Origin of the sequence: Pedobacter sp. CG_S7 (genome assembly GCF_040544395.1) — a bacterium.
Lineage (GTDB): Bacteria > Bacteroidota > Bacteroidia > Sphingobacteriales > Sphingobacteriaceae > Pedobacter.
The window spans coordinates 58,909-80,377 of the sequence record NZ_JBEONS010000019.1; the positions used below are offsets into that span (position 1 = coordinate 58,909).

General features: G+C 36.7%; 14 protein-coding genes. 7 read left to right on the top strand and 7 right to left on the bottom strand.

Annotation, left to right across the window (positions count from 1 at the left end; genetic code table 11):
* The first annotated feature begins 2 nt into the window (after positions 1–2).
* From nagA to AAKU52_RS11340, 5 genes are read left to right on the top strand one after another with little or no spacing between them, the layout of a single operon-like run.
* Positions 3–1,199: an N-acetylglucosamine-6-phosphate deacetylase gene (nagA, locus tag AAKU52_RS11320; protein WP_354333460.1), complete on the top strand. Its 1,197-nt coding sequence runs from the start codon at positions 3–5 to the stop codon at positions 1,197–1,199.
* 23 nt (positions 1,200–1,222) lie between these two features.
* On the top strand, positions 1,223–1,987 hold the full coding sequence (locus AAKU52_RS11325) for a glucosamine-6-phosphate deaminase (protein WP_354333462.1): 765 nt from the start codon (positions 1,223–1,225) through the stop codon (positions 1,985–1,987).
* Positions 1,984–2,799 carry a phytanoyl-CoA dioxygenase family protein gene (locus AAKU52_RS11330; RefSeq protein WP_354333464.1) on the top strand — a complete coding sequence of 272 codons (816 nt, stop codon included), beginning with the start codon at positions 1,984–1,986 and terminating at the stop codon, positions 2,797–2,799. The genes AAKU52_RS11325 and AAKU52_RS11330 overlap by 4 nt, the downstream gene beginning before the upstream one ends.
* 10 nt (positions 2,800–2,809) lie before the next feature.
* Positions 2,810–3,643 (top strand): sugar phosphate isomerase/epimerase family protein, encoded by an 834-nt coding sequence (locus tag AAKU52_RS11335; protein WP_354333466.1) that lies wholly within the window; start codon positions 2,810–2,812, stop codon positions 3,641–3,643.
* Between the two features lie 11 nt (positions 3,644–3,654).
* Positions 3,655–6,522, top strand: coding sequence for a glycosyl hydrolase (locus AAKU52_RS11340; protein WP_354333468.1), 2,868 nt, complete (start codon positions 3,655–3,657; stop codon positions 6,520–6,522).
* A gap of 38 nt (positions 6,523–6,560) precedes the next feature.
* On the opposite strand, the gene AAKU52_RS11345 is transcribed toward AAKU52_RS11340, so the two are convergent.
* The 3 genes from AAKU52_RS11345 to AAKU52_RS11355 form a co-directional block, all read right to left on the bottom strand.
* A complete protein-coding gene (locus AAKU52_RS11345; RefSeq protein WP_354333470.1) occupies positions 6,561–7,301 on the bottom strand; it encodes an SDR family NAD(P)-dependent oxidoreductase in 741 nt (246 codons plus the stop codon).
* A gap of 46 nt (positions 7,302–7,347) precedes the next feature.
* Positions 7,348–8,172, bottom strand: coding sequence for an NHL repeat-containing protein (locus AAKU52_RS11350; protein WP_354333472.1), 825 nt, complete (start codon positions 8,170–8,172; stop codon positions 7,348–7,350).
* A gap of 86 nt (positions 8,173–8,258) precedes the next feature.
* Positions 8,259–8,987 (bottom strand): hypothetical protein, encoded by a 729-nt coding sequence (locus AAKU52_RS11355; protein WP_354333474.1) that lies wholly within the window; start codon positions 8,985–8,987, stop codon positions 8,259–8,261.
* Positions 8,988–9,404: 417 nt separating this feature from the next.
* Between AAKU52_RS11355 and purL the strand changes: the two genes are divergently transcribed.
* On the top strand, positions 9,405–13,061 hold the full coding sequence (gene purL, locus AAKU52_RS11360) for a phosphoribosylformylglycinamidine synthase (protein ID WP_354333476.1): 3,657 nt from the start codon (positions 9,405–9,407) through the stop codon (positions 13,059–13,061).
* A gap of 49 nt (positions 13,062–13,110) precedes the next feature.
* Here the strand turns inward: purL and AAKU52_RS11365 are convergent, their stop codons facing one another.
* Complete coding sequence (locus AAKU52_RS11365; protein WP_354333478.1) at positions 13,111–15,633, bottom strand: ABC transporter permease; 2,523 nt, start codon at positions 15,631–15,633, stop codon at positions 13,111–13,113.
* Positions 15,634–15,691: 58 nt separating this feature from the next.
* Positions 15,692–16,402 (bottom strand): ABC transporter ATP-binding protein, encoded by a 711-nt coding sequence (locus AAKU52_RS11370; protein ID WP_354333480.1) that lies wholly within the window; start codon positions 16,400–16,402, stop codon positions 15,692–15,694.
* Positions 16,403–16,571: 169 nt separating this feature from the next.
* Between AAKU52_RS11370 and AAKU52_RS11375 the strand changes: the two genes are divergently transcribed.
* Complete coding sequence (locus AAKU52_RS11375) at positions 16,572–17,270, top strand: arylesterase (protein ID WP_354333482.1); 699 nt, start codon at positions 16,572–16,574, stop codon at positions 17,268–17,270.
* A gap of 98 nt (positions 17,271–17,368) precedes the next feature.
* Here AAKU52_RS11375 and AAKU52_RS11380 read toward each other — a convergent pair whose 3' ends face one another.
* Together AAKU52_RS11380 and AAKU52_RS11385 are read right to left on the bottom strand one after the other, a co-directional pair.
* A complete protein-coding gene (locus tag AAKU52_RS11380; protein WP_354333485.1) occupies positions 17,369–18,157 on the bottom strand; it encodes a response regulator transcription factor in 789 nt (262 codons plus the stop codon).
* On the bottom strand, positions 18,142–21,264 hold the full coding sequence (locus AAKU52_RS11385) for a sensor histidine kinase (protein ID WP_354333487.1): 3,123 nt from the start codon (positions 21,262–21,264) through the stop codon (positions 18,142–18,144). The genes AAKU52_RS11380 and AAKU52_RS11385 overlap by 16 nt, the downstream gene beginning before the upstream one ends.
* Positions 21,265–21,469: the final 205 nt, after the last annotated feature.

A 21,469-nucleotide genomic window follows, 5' to 3' on the forward strand; every position in this document is an offset into this window, starting at 1 on the left:
ATATGAAAAGAATTAAAATAATCAATGGTCGCATCATTACACCATTACGAATTATTAACGGCGGTACATTATTGATCAGCGGCACTACTATTTCAGCGGTTAGTGAGGGAGATATTGAGGCTCCAGATGCTGAGGTAATTGATGCAGGCGGTAATTATATATCTCCCGGATTTATTGATATTCATGTACATGGAGGTGGAGGTCATGACTTTATGGACGGTGAGGAGGATGCATTTTTAAAGATTGCCGAAATTCATGCTAAATACGGTACTACAGCTATGGTGCCAACAACCCTTACTTGTAAAAAGGAGGATTTACTTCAAGCCATTGATCTGTATACCCTTGCCCATAAAAGGAATACTAAAGGAGCCCAATTTTTGGGTATGCACTTGGAAGGGCCATATTTTGCGCTGAACCAAAGTGGTGCTCAAGATCCCAGGTATATTCGTAATCCAGATATGGAAGAATATAAGGAAATTTTGGCTTATACCAATGTAATTAAACGCTGGAGTGCTGCGCCAGAATTAAAAGGTGCAATAGCGTTTGGTAAATACCTGAAATCAAAAGGGGTACTGGCCGCAATAGCTCATACAGATGCTATCTATGAAGAAGTTGTTGAAGCAGTAGAAAATGGTTATACCCTTGCTACCCATTTTTACTCTGCTATGTCGGGCGTAACTCGACGTAATACCTACCGTTATGCAGGTGTTATTGAAAGTGCCTATTTAATTGACAGTATGGATGTAGAAATAATAGCGGATGGAATTCATTTGCCTCCTCCATTATTGAAATTGGTTTATAAAATAAAAGGGCCAGATCGTATCGCGCTGATTACCGATGCCATGCGTGCTGCAGGTATGCCTGAAGGGGATAGTGTATTAGGGAATAAAGATACAGGGTTAAAAGTTATTGTAGAAAATGGTGTTGCTAAAATGGCCGACCGTTCTTCATTTGCTGGTAGTGTTGCTACTGCCGATAGACTGGTAAGAACCATGATAACAATGGCTGATATCCCTATTGTTGAGGCAGTAAGAATGATTTCTAAGACCCCTGCAACTATTATGGGAGTGGCTGATCGTAAAGGATCTCTGGTTGCAGGCAAAGATGCTGATGTGGTGATTTTTGATCATAATATTACCATTAAAACTACTATTATTAACGGTAAAGTAGTTTATAATGCCCCTGAAGATTTTAGCTAGCTATTTAATTTAAAACAATTCAAATGAAAGATTTTAAAAAAGACACCCTCAAGGTAAGGGTTTTTGAAAACAGGACAATCATGGGGGAGGCGGTAGCGGAAGCGGTGAGTGGAAATATCAATCACTTGTTAAAAAACCAACCTTTTGTAAATATCATATTTGGGGCTGCACCATCACAAAATGATTTTTTTGAGGCTTTAATAAAAAAGGATGTAGAATGGGATAGGGTAAATGCATTTCACATGGATGAATACATGAATATTAATGCTGATGCGCCCCAAGGTTTCGGTAACTTTTTGAAAGAACGTTTATTTGAAAAAGTTCCATTTAATACTGTTAATTATATCAATGGTAATTTAGAAGATCCTAAAGAAGAATGTTTGCGTTATGCTGCATTATTAAATCAAAACAAGACTGATATTGTATGTCTGGGAATTGGTGAAAACACCCACCTTGCTTTTAACGATCCTCATGTAGCAGATTTTAATGATCCTGTATTGGTAAAGGTGGTGGACCTGGATGAGCAATGCAGAATGCAGCAAGTAAATGATGGTTGCTTTAATCATATTGATGAAGTGCCAACGCATGCTTTAACCTTGACTATACCAGCATTACTTAATGCCCCCTTTGCTTATTGTACAGTGCCTGCGGAAAACAAAGCAAATGCTGTATATCATACCTTAAATGAAGCTATTTCAGAGAAATTTCCTTCTACTAAATTACGCGTACATCCAAACGCTACCCTGTTTTTAGATGAAAAAAGTAGTGCATTAATTTTGAATATATGAAATGTGAACTCACAAAACAGCAAATTAAAGACTTCCAAACTAATGGTTTTATTGTTATTGAGGACTTCCTATCTCCAGAAGAATTAGAAAAGTGGCGTATTGCAGTTATGGAAGCGGTAAGTGAAAGAAAAGGAATCAAGATGCCTGGAAAAGATGTACAGGTGGGTATGGATGATGGGATTAATGACGACTCCGCCTATTTTTCAAAGGTTTTTGATCAGCTGCTCAACCTTTGGCAAACCAATGACAAGGTTAAGGAGGTCATGTTGGATGAAAGGATAAGGAAAATGGCAGCTCAACTTTCGGGGGCTGATGGAATTAGGATATGGCATGACCAAGCCTTATTTAAACGTCCATGGGCCAATCCAACATCATGGCACCTTGACACTCCTTTTTGGTCTTTTTCAGATAGAAAAGCTTTGTCTATTTGGGTCGCATTAGATGATGCTACCCTGGAAAATGGATGTCTTTATTTTATCCCGGGTTCTTTTAAAGAAACCACTTTTGAAAATCAGGGAATTGGGAAAAACATGGATGGTATTTTTCAGGCTTATCCACAGTTTGCTCAAACGGTTTCTGTATCTGCAAAAATGAAAGCAGGAAGTTGTTCTTTTCATAATGGCTTAACCATTCATGGAGCAGGAGCCAACATGACCAGTGGACATAGAAGGGCAATGACTTGTGCCTATATGCCAGACGGAAATACTTTTAATGGTATAGCTAATATTTTGCCTGATGATTATTTAAAAACGCTTTCAGTTGGTAATCTTTTAAATAATGAGGATCAAAATCCACTAATTTATCATTCTTAATTTCAGGCATATGAGTCAACTTAAATTCATGTGCCCACGTTGGGGTTTTGAAACTATTCCTTGGGATGAATTTCTAGGAGCAGTTAAGGATGCAGGCTATTCAGGCATTGAATGGTTTCCTTTTGGAGAAGCGTGTGATTATGATAAAGTACTTGACCTCCTTTTACAGTATAATTTGGATTTTTGTGTAGTAATGGCAGTTATCGAACCCTATATTGGCTATGAAAATTACATCGCTAAACTAAAGGCTGATTTGCATCAGCTAATGGAAGTAATACAGCATAAAAAGGTGCCGTTATTTATAACTGCGCAAACAGGGAGGGAATTTTATACTTACGATGAAATATTAGTCTGCCTGCAGGTATGTAGCGAAATGCAAGAAACATATGGCATTCCCATTTATCAGGAAACACACCGCAATAAATGGGCTTATGCCGCACATGTTGTAGCGCCAGTGCTAAAAGAAAATAAGGAGGTTTTTTTAACGCTGGATGTTTCCCATTGGTTCTGTGTATCAGAAAGTTATCTTGAAGACCAACAATTGGCCGTAAATGAAGCCATACTTCAAACACGTCATATACATGCAAGGGTAGGTGATACCCAGGGGCCTCAAGTTTGGGACCCTTCAAATATGGAATATGCGAAAGCGCTGGAAGAACATCTGAAAATATGGGATAGATATGTGGAACAGATGAAGCAAAAAAAAAAGGAATATTTTACAATAACACCAGAATTTGGACCACCTCCATACTTGGTTAAAGGGGATCGAAATATTTCCTTAACCCAAGAGCAATGGAGATTAAATTTATGGATGAAAGATTTTTTAAAGAATCGCTATACCTAATATTAAAAATTATGAAGAGAAAAACTTTCTTAATACAAAGTTCGTTGCTTTCTGCGGCAGGAGTGCTCTTGTTGGGTACTAATGCCTTTTCAAAAGCAATAATTGACTCCATTAATGAGGTTCCCGAAAGTGATTTATATAAATTATTTAAAAACCCAGCTATTAATGACCGTCCTTTTGTTAGGTGGTGGTGGAATGGTAATAAAATAGAGAAATCCGAGCTGGCGAGAGAACTTCGATTATTGAAAGAAGCTGGTATTGGAGGTGTGGAAATTAATCCGATTTCTTTTCCATCTCAAACAGACGACATGGGGGTGGCCTCTTTGGAATGGTTGAGTGACGAATGGATTGAATTATTGAAGTTTACACTAATAGAAGCTAAGTCTTTGGGGATGACCTGCGATCTTTTAGGAGGAACAGGATTTCCTTTTGGTGCCGAATTTCTTGAAGAAGATGATCGTGCCCAGGTGGTAGTTATTGCAGTGAAGAAATTAGAAGGACCGATGAAAACTACATTTTCCTTATTCGACTTGTTTAAAGAAGCCGACCCAGCAACTTTAAGTCCTTACAGTGGCAGGACGATGGAGGTTTTGGAATTAAAACTTCTTCCTGATCCCTTATATAGTATGGATCAGGTCATAAACCTAACAAGCCAAATTGAAAATGATATCATTAAATTGTCGGTTCCAAAAGGCAAATATGCGCTATATGGTTTAATTAAAATTGATGGCTTTATGAAGGTTATACAGGGTGCCCCAGGAGGGAGAGGGCCTGTATTAAACCATTATGATAAAAATGCGGTTAAAAAATACTTGAATAGAATTACTAACCCTTTACAAGATAAGATAGGTCCTCTTGCCCCATATATTCGTTCTTTCTTTGTGGATAGCCTGGAAATGGAAGGATCTAACTGGACAAGTGATATGATGGATGAGTTCAAAAAGAGAAGAGGATATGACCTTTATCCTTATTTACCATTCCTTCTTTTCAAAACCGGCCGAATGGGTAATACGGTGGACAAAAATTATGCTGTAGAGGTGAGCTCTGAAATGCAAACCATGTTTGTTAGAATGAGATATGATTTTGAACTCACCAAAGCGGAGTTATTTAATGATCGTTTTATCAAAACTTATGCACAATGGTGCACTGATCATCAAATAAAATCACGTGCTCAAGCTTATGGTAGGGGATACAATTTATTGGAAGGAAGTTTTGATATTGATATTCCTGAGGGTGAAACCTGGTTGAAATATGGTATTGGTGAGGATATTAGTGAGGCGGATTTCACGAAGTACCCATGGCATCTAGGGCGCGGTAATACGATGATCAATAAATTTGTTTCTTCAGCAGCTCATCTTAAAGATAAAAAAACGATCAGTTCAGAAGAGCTAACCAATACCGATATGGTATTTAATGAGTCGCTGGAAATCTTTAAAATTGCTGGAGATCAAAGTACTATTTCTGGAATGACACATCCTATTTTTCATGGTTTTAATTATTCTCCAAAAGATGCTGCTTTTCCTGGCTGGATTACCTATGGAGGGTATTTTAGTGAGAAAAATAATATGTGGCCTTACTTTAAACACTATACTGATTATAGGGCTAGGCTCACGGCTTTGTTGCAACAAGCATCTATGTTTGCTGATATTGCCTTATTGGCGCCTATTGGAGATATGTGGGGAGATTCTGGTGCACAGATGGAACCATTTCCAACTCTTGTTTCTCCTACGTATCAACAGCTGGTGTGGGAATCAATTCATCAAAATGGAAACGCCTGTGATTATGTATCTGAGCAGGTGATAAAGGAATCCAAAATGGAAAAAGGATACATGAATTATGGTTCCAGAAAATACCATACCTTATTTTTAATAGAGGTTAAAAGTATCCAACCCTCCACAGTAAAACACTTGTATCATTTTGTGAAAAATGGCGGAAGGATTTTTTGTATTGAAGCTTATCCAAATAAATCATTGGGATGGAATAATCATGAGCAAAAAGACCAGGCAGTAAGGGAGTGGGTTTCAAAATTGAAAAATTTTCCTGATCGGTTTATTTATTTAAAAAAACCAGAAAGTAATTTTAATAAATGGTATAAACACATTCAAGAGAAATATGCGATTACACCTTATGTAAGTATAAAATCACCAAAAACTTATGTTACTCAGGTGCGCTATCAAACCAAAGAAGCAGAGATATTTATGTTTAATAACTCCAGCAGCAGTCATACTTGTAGTTTAGATGTGACCTTTTTAAATAATGTTATAGGGAAAAAACAAGCCTGGATTTGGGATGCCGTTAGTGGAGAGCGTTTTAAATTAGTATTGAACAATGGAAATGTTATTCTTGATTTAGGACCTGCAGATTCAAAATTAATTGTGTTTAATAATGAAAGGAATGGCCAGTTATTTAAACCGGTTCCTTCCATAAATGCCAGTTCCAGAATTCTAACTCATAAATGGATGGTTGAGTTTAAACATAGTGATGGATCTGTTAAGCATTCTGAAATGGAAGAGTTAACCGATTTAAATAAAGTTCCCGCTGATCAAGATTTCTCTGGTACTGTAATTTATCGTGCGAATATAGAATTATCAGATAATAGTTCGATACAGTACTTGGATTTAGGTAAAGTTTTTGGTATTTCTGAGGTGCTGATTAATGGTAAACATGCTGGAACCAAGTGGTATGGACGGAGAGCATATGCTATACCCGGTTTGCTACATGCAGGGAGTAATTCTCTAGAGATTAGCGTTACAACGGTGATGGTGAATTACATGAAATCACTAAAAGATAATGTAACAGCACAATATTGGGTCAATAATAAGCGAAAAGCACAACCGAGGCAATCAATGGGACTTTTAGGTCCGATTACATTATTTTAAAGAACGCTCAGTCATTTACAATGTTGCTGATGATCTAATTAAAATCCGATAGAATTTCCCCCATCTACAGGCATCACTACACCAGTAACATATTTTGAAGCGTTGGAGGAAAAGAAATAGACTACTTCAGCCACATCTTCAGGTTCGCCCATTTTACCCATTGGGGTTCTGGATAAAACTTTGTTTTTTCTTTCCGGATCCGCATCTAATGCTTTAGAGGACATGGCAGTTTTTATAAAACCAGGTGCTACACAATTGATTCGGATACCCATTGGAGAAAGCTCTGTTGCCATTGCTCTTGTCATACCTTCAATGCCTGTTTTTGCTGCAGTATAAGCAATTACTTTCGGGATGCCATACTGGGAAGCCATGGAACTGATATTAACCACTGAACCACTTTGAGCTAGGACCATGTATTTAATAGTTTCCCGGCTTATAGCAAATACAGCATTTAAGTTAGTCTGTACTATGCTCGCAAAATCATCATCAGACACTTCTAAAAAGGGCTTTTTCATATTGATACCAGCGTTGTTGACTAGAATATCAATATTCTTATATTCTAATATGATATCTGCTATCAAAGCTGGGATACCTTTTAATTGTTGAAGATCAAAGGCACGGTAGCTACATAATTGACCTAATTCTGAAGCAATTATTTCCAGCTGACTTTCATTTCTGCCAATCATGACGACCTGAATTCCTTCTTCTACTAATTTCCTGGTTATGGCTAAGCCAAGCCCTTTAGCTCCGCCAGTAACAACGGCAATTTTTTTATTCATATTTATTAATTTTTCTTCTATTCGAAGTCAACCCTCCATGAGGCTATTATTTCAGTTGGTAAGCCATTACACTTTTTTTATAAAAAGTAGGAATGTATACAATGCGTTTTATAGGGTCATATCCAATATCAGCAGTATTAATTTTTTCTAAGTGGGTATCTAAAAGCAGTTCATTTCTACCATCAGCATAAACATAATAGACAAAACCTGCCCAGCTTGAAAACAGAAAGTGGCCATTACCAATGGGTTCTATCCCATCTCCACCATTAGGCAAGCCTGCCACTTTAATCATGGTCTTATTGGCATCAGCCTTTAAAAGGTTTTTGCCCCCGCCAGCAATATATAAGTGATCACCCACAGCCTTCAGTCCATTTAAACCTTCAATGTTCTCCATGTACACCACTACTTTATTATTAATCATTTGGTGAATACGTTTGGTTTTGGAATCTGAAATATAGACTACTCCCTTTTTTGTAATGGTCACATCATTTAAAAACTGAGCCCCTTCAACAGGGATACGTTGTTCGACTTTCGCTTTTGAAATATTGATTACCACTACATCACTTACATCCGCAACGTAAAGTTTATTCCCATAAATAGCCATTCCCTTAGGAGCGTTAAGGCCAGTTACCCAATCCATGTTAATCATTTTACCGTCTGTTCCAAGTAAACCGATTCCACCAATACTATCCTTTTCACTAGGACTGTTTCCCATAATCGAAACATAAAGTATTTTAGCTTTAGCATCGTGCAATACTGACTCCGGTAGATTAATAATACTGTCTGTTTCCCAAATCTTGACCAGCTTATGTTGGGCATTTACCATAAAACCTAAAACGACCAAAAATGATAAACTTAAAAATTTCTTCATCTTGTTATTGTGATTAAAATAATTAATTTTTTGAATTAAATAAATATAAGAAAATGAAATTGGATATTCACATGTGATGGTAATAGTTACACAAACAATTGATCTAAAAGTTCCGTTTTGCGGATTTTTGGATTTATATAAAGAGAAGAACGGGTATCTTTCTGTTCATCAATTGCAAAACCAAACCAATTACAAAAGTAATTGAAGAATCTTAGATCATATGCTCTTTTAAAATCTAATGTAATTCCTGGATCTTCCGAACCAAATGCATCCATTATTTTATTGAAGTAAAACTCGCTATCTCTAGTCTCCGCACCGTACTTTTTTAATAAGTATAGGGAGTAAGCCCATCCTAGTTTTCCAGTTACATCCTCCCCATTATGATGGAAGTTTATCCAGTTTATTCGTCGTGTAAAGAATAGGATTAGTTGGCTAAGACAGTCAATTTTATTTTTTAATAAATACTTTTCACCATTTTGGGTTATTGTTAACACATTGTTTCTCTTTTTGATAAGCCGCTCTACAAGCAGATAATCTTTAATTACCCAGATGTAGGGAACATCATCTTCGGTGATTTTTTTTATCAATATTTTATAGGTGAAATTCAACTCTTTGCTTTGATATAACATTTCGCAAATTGCAATGGGCAAATTACCTTTTGGCGTTAATTTAATTTTACCTACAGCAAAGATATGATGAAGTAATAATTCTGTTAAAGCAAACAACGGAATTTTTTTAATGATTTCATCTGGGCAATTTTGATTGAGCGCAAGTAAACTTGGCTTTGTAAGAGGGAAGTGCAGGAGCAAATGCATTTGTTCTGAACTTAAACCGTCAAAATTTGCTGTCGGAGTTTGGTTTTTGTTTTGTTGAAATTATTCTATTAGGGACTTTAGTTCTTCGAAATTTAGTTCTCCATTCCCTGCTTCTGGATGTTGCTTCAAAAAAGCTTTCATAAAGTCGTCAGCTATCCCCATAATGTTTAAATTTTATTTTAATTCTTGGTAATTCAATTATTTCTTATAATTACTTCTAAGGTATACATTTCTGGAATATTAATGAGATTCAGTAGGGTTAAGAATGACCAGAATAGTCAATTATTCCTTTGATTAGTTCGGTTTAGTCATCCCAGACTACAAAAAATATGTTTAAAGCCTTCCTGTCACTAATTAACTCCACGTTTTTATGTACTGTTTATGTTTTTGATTAACTTTGCGCCATAAAATAGAACTATGATTTATTTCTTTTCCAACGAGGGCAATACTGTTTTTGCTGTACAACTAGAACGAACGATCACCACACCAGATATTTCTAAATTAGTTTGGCTTTTCGGTGGTGCTCAATTGAAACAGGAGAGCGTTTTAACAGATTTCTTTATTGGTCCCCGTGCTACAATGATTACTCCATGGAGTACAAATGCAGTGGAGATTACCCAGAATATGGCTCTTCATGGTATTTTGAGGATCGAAGAGTTTAAAAATGTTGATGCTGATTTTACAGACTTTGACCCCATGCTGTTGCAGAAGTATATTGAGCTGAACCAGGATCTTTTTACGATTAGTATTCAGCCTGAGGCAATTCTTAGTATTGAAGATATTGCAGCTTACAACAAGCAGGATGGTTTATCGCTCAGCGCTGTGGAAGTAGATTATTTAAATGAACTTTCTGAAAAATTAGGTCGTAAGCTAACTGATTCTGAAGTTTTTGGTTTCTCGCAAGTCAATTCAGAACATTGTCGCCATAAGATTTTTAACGGTACTTTTGTTATAGATGGGATAGAACAGCCAGTTTCTCTGTTCAAAATGATTCGCAATACTTCTGAAGCACATCCTAACGGAATTGTTTCGGCTTACAAAGATAATGTGGCTTTTGTTAAAGGACCTACAGTACAACAATTTGCACCTAAACGTGCTGATGTTCCTGATTTTTATCAGATCCAGAATTTTGATTCTGTTATTTCTTTAAAAGCTGAAACACATAATTTCCCGACAACAGTTGAGCCATTTAATGGTGCTGCCACTGGTGCTGGTGGTGAAATTAGGGATAGGCTTGCTGGCGGACAAGGCTCGCTTCCCCTTGCAGGGACAGCAGTTTATATGACCTCTTTTTCTCGTCTTGTTGATGACAGGCCATGGGAAAAGGCAATAGTAGAGAGAGATTGGCTTTACCAAACACCTATGGATATCCTGGTAAAAGCTTCCAACGGTGCATCAGATTTTGGCAACAAATTTGGACAGCCATTGATTACGGGATCCCTACTTACTTTTGAGCATGAAGAAGATGCAAGAAAGTTAGGTTATGATAAGGTAATTATGCAGGCGGGTGGTATTGGCTATGGAAAAGCGAGTCAGGCTAAGAAAGCTAAACCTGGTTTAAAAGATAAAATTGTTGTTCTCGGAGGCGATAACTATAGAATTGGCATGGGCGGTGCTGCTGTTTCTTCAGCAGATACTGGTGCCATGGGTACAGGTATTGAACTGAATGCAATTCAACGCTCCAATCCTGAAATGCAGAAAAGAGTGGCAAATGCTGTCCGTGGAATGGTGGAGAGCGATCATAATACCATTATATCTATTCACGATCATGGAGCCGGTGGTCATTTGAACTGTCTCTCTGAACTAGTTGAAGAAACTGGAGGTAAAATTGACCTTGATAAGCTTCCTGTAGGAGATCCAACGCTTTCTGCTAAAGAAATTATAGGTAATGAATCTCAGGAACGTATGGGACTGGTGATTGGTAAAGAAAATGCAGATACCCTGCAGAAAATTGCTGATCGGGAAAGAGCACCGATGTATATTGTCGGTGAAGTAACAAACGACCACAGGTTTACTTTCGAATCTGCTTCTACAGGTGCCAAACCAATGGACTTAAAGATGGAGGATATGTTTGGCAGCTCTCCGAAAGTTATCATGCAAGATAAAACGGTAAATAGAAAATATAGTCCGGTTACTTATGAGCTTTCCAAAATCAATATTTATTTGGAACAAATGCTTCAATTGGAAGCAGTGGCTTGTAAGGATTGGTTGACTAACAAAGTTGATCGCTGTGTTGGAGGTAAAGTTGCCAAACAACAATGCGTTGGGCCTTTGCAGCTACCATTGAATAACTGTGGCGTAATGGCTTTAGATTATCAGGGTAAAGATGGTATAGCTACTTCTATTGGACATGCACCACTTTCAGCTTTGATTGATCCTGCTGCCGGTAGTCGTAATGCAATTGGAGAAGCACTTTCTAATATTGTTTGGGCACCGTTAAAGGATGGACTTGAAAGTATATCACTTTCTGCAAACTGGATGTGGGCTTGTAAAAACGAAGGAGAGGATGCACGTTTATATGCTGCAGTTAAAGCTTGTTCAGAATTTGCGATTGAGCTTGGGATTAATATCCCAACAGGGAAAGACTCCTTGTCGATGAAGCAGAAATATAAAAATGAAGAGGTGATCTCGCCGGGAACGGTAATTATTTCTGCTGGTGGACATTGTGATGATATTAGGAATGTTGTGGAACCTGTGTTAAACAAAAATGGTGGTTCTATTTATTATATTAATTTATCTGGTGATAGATTCAAACTTGGTGGTTCTTCTTTTGCACAGATTTTAAACAAAATTGGAGATGAAACTCCGGATGTTATTGATGCTAATCAGTTTAAAAACACATTTAACACTTTACAACAACTAATTAAGTCTGGAAATATACAGGCCGGTCATGATATAGGCAGTGGTGGTTTAATAACGACCTTGTTAGAGTTGTGCTTTGCAGACCGTAACTTGGGTGCAGTAATAGACCTTTCCTCGCTTGGAGATCAGGATGTGATAGCTAAGCTTTTTGCAGAAAATATTGGTATCGTATTTCAGGCTGACCAAGCTGCTGAAGCTGTACTTACAACAAATGGTGTGTCCTTTCATAAAATTGGTAGCGTAACGTCTACGCCAACATTAGCGATTAAAGATAATTCAGGTAACTGGAACTTTGATATAGAACAATTGAGAGACCTCTGGTTTAAAACATCCTACCTGCTTGATCAAAAACAAAGCGGTTCCATTAAGGCTAAGGAACGTTTTGATCAATATAAAAACCATGTATTAAATTACAGCTTCCCATTAGATTTTGATGGTAAAAAGCCAGTTATTGATGAGACAAAACCACGACCAAAGGCTGCAGTGATTCGCGAAAAAGGAAGCAATTCAGAGAGAGAACTTGCTAATGCCATGTACTTAGCTGGTTTTGATGTTAAAGACGTACATATGACAGATTTAATCTCTGGAAGGGAAACTCTGGTAGACATCCAATTTATAGGAGCTGTAGGTGGATTTTCGAATTCAGATGTTCTAGGTTCAGCTAAAGGTTGGGCTGGTGCTTTCCTTTATAATGAAAAAGCCAAATTGGCATTGGAGAATTTCTTTAATAGGGAAGATACGCTTTCTGTTGGGGTTTGTAATGGCTGTCAGTTATTTGTAGAATTGGGGCTTATTCATAAAAACCATGAAGAGAAACCAAAAATGCTGCATAATGACAGTCATAAACACGAAAGTGGTTTTACCTCTTTAACTATACAAGAAAATAATTCGGTCATGCTTTCCACTCTTGCAGGAACAACTCTTGGTGTTTGGATCTCACATGGTGAAGGAAAATTCAAATTGCCTTATACTGAAGATAGATATAATATTGTAGCTAAATATGGTTATGAAAGTTATCCTGCCAATCCGAATGGCTCTGATTATAATACGGCAATGATTTGTGATGAAACAGGCAGACATTTAGTGATGATGCCACATATTGAGCGTTCCATTTTTCAATGGAACTGGGCAAATTACCCAAAAGACCGTAATGATGAAGTAACACCATGGGTTGCTGCTTTTGTTAATGCAAGAAAATGGCTCGAAAAGTAAGTTTATTTAGGCCAGGGTTTCAACTGATTCAGTTAAAACCCTGGCTTTTTTAGTTGTTCAAAACTTCAAGTGGGGGATGATCAAGTACTTTTCTGCTGCTCAATACTCCTGTTATTACAACAAGCACACATATCAATACAAAGAGTAATACAATAGGCCATAGTGGAGGTGTAAAACTAGTGGCAAAACTAAATTTGGCTAAAGCCCAACTTCCAGTTAGTGCAAGTATCATTCCTGCTCCTGCAGCAAGCGCACCTAAAAATAAATATTCTATAGCCGTAATGGTAAGTATCTGTTTTCTACTTGCACCTAAGGTTCGCAGCAATACATTTTCTTGTAAACGCTGGCTTTTACTTGTAAGCACTGCGGAAATTAGTACAATCCACCCTGTGGCCATGCTAAATCCAGCCATAAACTGGATGACGAAACCAATCTTTGAAAGCACTTCATTCAATACTTCTAATATCAGTTTAAGATCAATCACTGAGACATTTGGAAAGCTACGTACAACAGCTGCTTGAAAACTTGCCGAAGTTTCAATGGAAGGAACGTGCGTCATTAGTACATGAAATTGAGGAGCATCTTCGAGCACTCCCGCAGGAAAAACAACCCGAAAATTAGTTTGCATTTTGCTCCAATTTACTTCTCTTAAGCTACCTACAACGGTAGGAACCAACACACCTTGTACATTGAAAACTATTTTATCACCAAGGTCTACGTTGATTCGCCTAGCATAGTTTTCTTCCAACGATATATATACCGTTTCACCTGGATGTTGTACTCGACCAGTCCATATTCCTTTTACTATTTTTTCTGCTGCGGTAAGGTGCTCCTGAAACGTAACTCTTAATTCTCCTCGAAAAGCACGTCGGGATGTTGCTGTAGTATCCTGTTTTGAAGATAAAGTACTATCAGCCTTTGCTAAGTCGGCAGCCGTTTTTCCATTAACTTCTTCAATTCTAACTGTTATGACAGGTACCTGGTTCATAACAGGAAGCTTGTAGTCTTTTGTGAGCTGTGCAACAGCATCTTTCTGGCCGTTTTGGATGTCGAAGAGAACCATGTTAGGTTGTTTCTCTCCTGAAGAAAGTGTAACCCTATTCATCAATATTCCCTGTATAAAAAATAGGGTACAGATAAAAGTAGTGGACAATCCTATTGCGACAGTAAGCATTACGGTTTGGTTATTTGGTCGGTAGAGATTGGCAAACCCTTGCCTCCATAAATAACTTATCGAATTTGGCATCAATCGGCGTACTAGAAACATTAATAATCTGGATAGCGCAAATAACAAAAGAAATGCAATCAAAATGCTTCCAGAAAACACGATGGCTTCTATCCAATTGTGCATTTGCAGATAAGTAAATCCAAAAACAAAAAGTAATATAAGTAAATAGACCAGCCATTTTAAAGGATCCTTTTTTTGATGTGACCTTTCAAATGAAAGTCTTAGGGCATTTAATGGTGATATTCGTCGGACAGAAAGCAGCGATGGTAATGCAAACAAGAGGGCAATGATTACTCCCAACCCTAATCCTTGTGCTATAGCAGGCCAAGATACTTGCATGGTCATCTCGACAGGGATAAAATCTTTTAATACAGCAGGCAGTAAAAACTGTATTAAAGTACCGAATGTTGCACCCGCTATTGCACCTATCAAACCAATAAAAAAGATTTGTATGAGGTAAATCAGAAATGCCTCCCAGGCTTTTACCCCCAGACAGCGCAAAGTTGCAATTGTTCCTAGTTTTTCACCAATATAAACATGAATGGCACTACCAACACCGATACAACCCAAAAGTAAAGCCACAAATCCAGCAAGAGCTAGAAAACGGTTTACATCCTTGAAAGACTTGCCTGTATCTTCTTTTCTGGATTCTACCGTTTCAGCATCCAGTCCTTCACTATCAAATGCAGGCTGCAATTTTTTAACAATATTGGCTACAGATGACGGTTTGTTATACCTGAAATAATATTTATATTGTATGCGACTGCCTATTTTAGTGAGCCCAGTTTCCTGCAGGAATTTTAAAGGGATATAAACTATTGGTGCTACTGTGGAGGATATTCCGCTTTCTCCTGGCACATGATTAAGTATCCCTGCTATTACAAAGTTAAGGGCGCCAACTTTAATCGAATCCCCAACTTTTGCATCGAATTGCAACATTACTGTTTTATCTACCAAGGCTTTTCTTCCATCCTTAAAACTAATGGCTGCCTTTATGGGGGTAGTTTCAATAGCGCCATAAAAAGGATAATTCCCTTCCAGAGCTCTAATTTGCATCAGTCTGCTTCCTTCATTTTTCACAAAATAGATCATGGAAGCAAAACTTCTTTCGGCTGCCTTTTCATCGCCAAGTGTATCCAGCAAAGCCCTTGCTTTCTTGCTCAAAGGTTTTCTGGTGTCAATAATCAGGTCTGCACCGGTAAGTATTTTTGCCTGATTTTCTATATCCCGCTGCAGGTTGTCCCTGAACGAATATACAGCCACTAATGCAGCTATGCCAAGAATAATTGATGAAATAAAAAGTAGCAGACGAGATCTATTTCGACGGCTGTCTCGCCAGGCCATTTTAAATAGCCAGCTTATGTTTATTGATCTTGTGGGTAGTAGTTTATCCTCAATCATATTATATTTTTCTGCCTGCTAGCGGCATTACAAGTTCATCGGAATTTACCTTACCTCCTTTTATTTTTATAATCCTGCTGGTACGCGAAGCCAGTTCTTGATCGTGGGTTACAATAACTAAGGTAGTTCCAGCATCGCGGTTGAGGGTGAACAGTAAATTCTCGACTTTCTCGCCGGTTTCTGCATCCAGATTTCCTGTAGGTTCATCTGCAAAGAGTATGGCAGGTTTATTTGAAAAAGCCCGTGCAAGAGAAACCCTTTGCTGTTCCCCCCCGGAAAGTTGTACTGGATAATGGTGAGCGCGATCTGCCAATCCTACTTTATCTAACAATACCATTGCATGTGAGCGGACATTTTTTTCTCCCCTTAATTCCATAGGTACCATCACATTTTCAATTGCAGTAAGGGTTGGCATTAACTGAAAGTTTTGAAAAATGAAACCTACATAACGATTTCGTACTGCAGCTCTTTCGTCTTCCGTTAGTCGATCTAAATCAATACCATTAAGTTCAATAGTGCCAGAACTTGCCCTGTCCAAACCCGCGCAAAGTCCGAGAAGGGTAGTTTTTCCACTTCCTGAAGGACCTGTTATTGCTATCGTAGCACCTGCTGGAATAGAGAAGTTAATATTATTAAGGACAGTTAATTCTTTTCCTGCACTTTTATATATTTTGCTGACATTTTCAATTTTTAGGATATTTTCTGCTGACATATTATTAGAGCGAATAGCTAATTATTAGAATAGATGATTGTTGATTATAATCAGTTTTTTTTTAAACTAAACTTATAATCCATTGTTAAATATACTATGTTATCAAGTAAAATGTTTAATATAGTTGTTTGACAAGTAAAGGTTTTTTTTATAATTATATATCATATTTATGTTAGAAGTTAATTTAATACGCACTTTGGTTTTTTATAGTGTTTTAATGGTTGGCTGTGTTAATAATCAGAAAAACGAAACCGTTGATGGCGGGTTAAATAAGAGTTCTGCTGATACTTTACCGATGACTTCTAGTGCTTCTGTTAAGGAAGAAAACATCCTTTTTTTTGGAACAAGTCTAACCGCAGGTTATGGTTTGGATCAAAGTGAAGCTTATCCTGCCCTCATCCAGAAAAAGATAGATTCCCTTAAATTGCCCTACAGCGTAATCAATGGTGGATTAAGCGGTGAAACTTCTGCTGCGGGCAAGAACAGGATTGATTGGCTTTTAAAACAACCCATCAAAGTATTTGTTCTGGAATTGGGTGCCAACGATGGTTTGAGAGGTGTTCCTGTTGCTGAAACTACAGCAAATCTTCAAGCAATAATTGATAAAGTTAAATCTAAATATCCTGATGCAAAACTGATTTTAGCGGGTATGGAAGTGCCACCAAATATGGGTGACAAATATGCTTCTGATTTTAGAGATATGTTCAAAAAGTTAGCTAAAAAAAATAAGATGGTTTTCGTGCCTTTCTTACTTAAGGGAGTTGGGGGTGTACCTAAACTTAATCAAAATGATGGTATACATCCAACTGCGAAAGGACAACAAATACTCGCTGAAAATGTATGGATAAAATTGGAAGGGGTATTATAGTACATTTCTCAAAATAGATTCGATATGATTAGAAATATTTACCAAAACTTAATCGAAATAGTGAGTTGATTTAAAACATGGTTATTAAACTTCAGACTTCATGTTTTTTTGTTTTCAGTTTGCTGGTTACTTACATACTCCGAAGGAGACATTCCGAATTGTTTAAAGAATACTCTACCGAAATGTGTTTGGGAGCTGTATCCGACCATTTCCGAAATTTCGTAGATTTTAAGTGTTCTTTGATTAAGTAATTCAGCTGCTTTTTTCAGTCTCGATACTTGGATAAGCTCATTAGGTGTATAATTACAAATAGATTTAATTTTACGATATAAAGTTGGCCGGCTCATGTGCATGTTATTTGCTAGATGTACAACATCAAGATCTGGATTACCAATATTTTTATCTAAAATACATTGTATCCGTTCCAGAAATTCTTCATCAGCTTTAGAAGGAGCAACACTTTTAAGATGAAGTAGGGGAGAGCTAGAAAAATAAGCTTTAATCTTATTTCTATTTTCAATTAAACTGGATACCTGTACCTGAAGGTACTCTGGAGAGAAAGGCTTTTCGATATATACGTCTGCTCCTAATTCTAATCCTTGTATCTTAGACTGCAGCGTAATTTTTGCAGTTAATAAAATCACAGGAATATGGCTGAATTCAATACTTGACTTTATTCTTTCGCACAATTGAAAGCCATCCATTTGTGGCATCATGACGTCACTAATCACTAAATGAATAATTTCCTTCTCCAGAATAGCTAAACCTTCCATGCCATTTGTTGCCGTTAAAACATGAAACTTTTCACTTAGATCATCGGAAATAAATTCCAGGATATCATCGTTGTCATCTATTAGCAAAACAACTTGTTTTATATCTTTTTCCATTTACCTTTTAAATTAAACTCCATTATTTGATGAATTGGAAAGCTTGCTACAAATACATTATTGTCAGAATCACTTTTTTCCAAGTATAAATGTCCTTTATGAAGTTCAGTTAGTGATCTTGAAATGGACAACCCAATTCCTGTTCCTTGCGTAATTTCCGCTTCTTTTGCTCTGAAAAATGGTACAAATATTTTGTCTTTAAGTTCTGATGCTATTTTCCTACCATCATTTATAATGCGAATGCTGAACTGATCTTGACTCTCATTTATACTTAAAATTACCTTAACATGTAATTTGCTATATTTAATTGCGTTATCTACTAAATTACTTATTATTTTATAGAATGCTTCCGCATCTACATAAGCAAAGAGTTTTTCGGCTGGGAGAATAGTTTCATAGCTAATGTTATTTTGCTCCGCGGCATCATGAAATTGTAAAGCAACGTCCTGAAGTAGGTCTGAAACGTTGGCTTTTACAAAGTTTAAGGAAAAACCCTTAATCTCTGTTTTTCTGAAGTCTAGCAGCTGATTAGTTAGGGCAAGTAGCCGCTCTGTATTGCGGTTCATGATTTTTAGGTTTTTTTCTATAGGGGGGACTTCCTTGGCATATTTGATAAGTTTTTCCATGGGCCCTTTTATTAAGGTAAGCGGAGTTCTGATTTCGTGAGCTATATTAGTGAAAAATTCAATTTTAGCCTGGTATATTTCTTTTTCTTTTTTATGTTCAAAGATCTCCATCCTTCTTTTATTATTGATTTTCATTTTCTTACGGTATCTCAGGATGAGGATGGTTATAAAAGCCAGTATTATTAAAGTATAGCATAAATATGCAAAAGTTGTTTTCCAAACAGGAGGAAGTACAGTAATGCGCAATTTAATATTATTCTTACTCCATTCCTTACTGCCACTGATCATTGATTTGACTTCAAATACATAATCTCCGGGCGTAATTTTAGTGAAATATACTTTCCTGTTGGACTTTAAATAGGACCAGTTATTGTATAATCCACTCATTTTGTAAGCGTATGCTGTCGTTTCAGGCGAGTTGTAATTTAGCGCGGCAAAATCTATACTAAAAGAAGATTGATTATGATTAAGTGTAACCTGATTGGTATATAGTATTGACCTAATCAATTTAGAGTCTTCTTTTTTATCATTGATTTCTGTATTATCTATTTGGAAACCCGTTAAGAAAATAGGCGCGGTTTTCGAGGTTGTATGTAGTTGTTCTGGCTGGAAACTAATGAGTCCATTTAAGCTTCCAAAAAACATTCTGCCATCTGTATCTCTAAAGGAAGAATTATAATTAAACTGATCACTTAGTAGTCCATCAGCTTTTGTATAAACTTTTACAGTTTTATCTTTTGGATCAAAACGAATTAACCCTTTTGTACTGCTGAGCCATAATTTGTAATCATTGTCTTCTTCGATCCGAAAAACGAAATTACTTGGTAAGCCATTTTTTACTGTAAAAGATTTAAATGTTGACTTTTCTTTATTAAATAAGGAGAATCCACCACCATCTGTTGCAACCCAGATGTTTTTCCTACTGTCTTCAAAAATACAATTCACTGTATTATTGGCCAGACTACTTTTATCCTTTTCGTTGTAATTGTAATGCTTGTAGGTTCCCTCTCTCAATCTAAAACTAAAAAGACCATTGCCATAAGTACCTGCCCAAATGGTACCATCACTATCCTCTAAAATGTTGTTGAAAAAATAAAAAGGTAAATTTGGTATGGCATCAAAATCATCTTTTTTACGATTATATAGGTAAAGTCCACTCGTAGTTGCAACGAGGATTTCTCCACCTTTAGTTTTGTGTAAATTTAAAACAAAGTTAGATCTCAATGAATTTCCTTTTCCTGCCTGGTAATGTTTTTTAATAATATTGGTATTTATGTCCATTATATCAATACCATGTTCAAAGGTACTGATCCAAAGCTTGTTACCATCAGCTAGCAGACCATGAATATTTGAATGCGCAATACTGTATTTAGTTCCGTTGGGATATAGAGCAATAAAATTCCCTGTTTTGGAATCCATTTTATTCAGACCTGCATCTTCAGTCCCAATCCAGAAAGTGCCATTTTTATCTTTACATATTTCCCTTACGGCACTTCCGCTGATGGAATTCTGCTGTGGGAAGAATTTTGTGAAAACTGAAGACTGGGTAGAGTAATAGTTAATTCCCCCAAAATAAGTCCCCATCCAGATTCCGCCATCTTTATCTTTGCAAAGTGCATATATTGCATTGTCTGATAAAGTATATGGGTCGCTATATTGTTTTTCTAAGTGCGTAATCTTTCCGTTAATGTGATTATAGATATACAGACCAGATTCTGTACCAAACCAATATTCTTGATCATTAAAGGCTTGCATATCCCTAACAAAAATATTTGTTTTGTCTTTATTTTGTGTGATAATGTCTTTAATAACTTTCGTCTTCATGTTGAAGAGCTTAATTCCGTTGTTGGTGGTCCCTATAAGTAACTGCTGGTCATTTGTTTCTATGATGGTGGATACCATTCCAACATTTCCTTTGTTTTTTTTGTCTAACCAGTACAATGTTTCAAAAGATTTACTTAATTTATTATATATAGCAATCGTAGCATCATTGCTAGTGATCAATATTTCGCCATTTTGTCGGCAATAAATAGAGGTTGCTATAAATAAATCTTCTAAATGAACGATAGAAAATATTTTTCTTGATGTATTATAGGTAAACACTTTACCCCAAGAGAGTATCCATATATTACCTTCCTGATCAATAAGCATATTGTTGATAGCCATATCAAGTGTCTCTTTTACGGGTGTAAAAGTTTCTTTCACCTGATTGAATTTGTATAGGCCTTTATCTGTACCTACCCAAAAACCTGCAATTTTATCGCTGAGTAAAGCATGGATTTTATCACTTCCAATACTTCCTGGATTTGCTGGATCATGGCGATAAGTTTTAAAAGAATAGCCGTCAAATCTGTTTAACCCGTCTTTTGTTCCAAACCACATGAACCCACTCTGATCCTGAACATTAGCAAAAACACTGTTGTTAGATAATCCGTTCTCTACTTGATAATGCTTAAAATAATAAGGTTGAGCTTGCAGCATTTTTGCTGTAAGGAGTAAAAAAATAATAGTTATTATTCTCAAAATATTTGGCCTAGTTAGCTCAAATATATTAAAGTTATATTAAAACAACGTATTAGCGAAGTGGACGGCAGGGTCAACGCATTTAAATTTGATTTAAAATTTTAAGGAGAAATTGATCGTCCCAGCCGGCTTTTAGCCTTTTGGTTACCAGAGACCCCTTTGA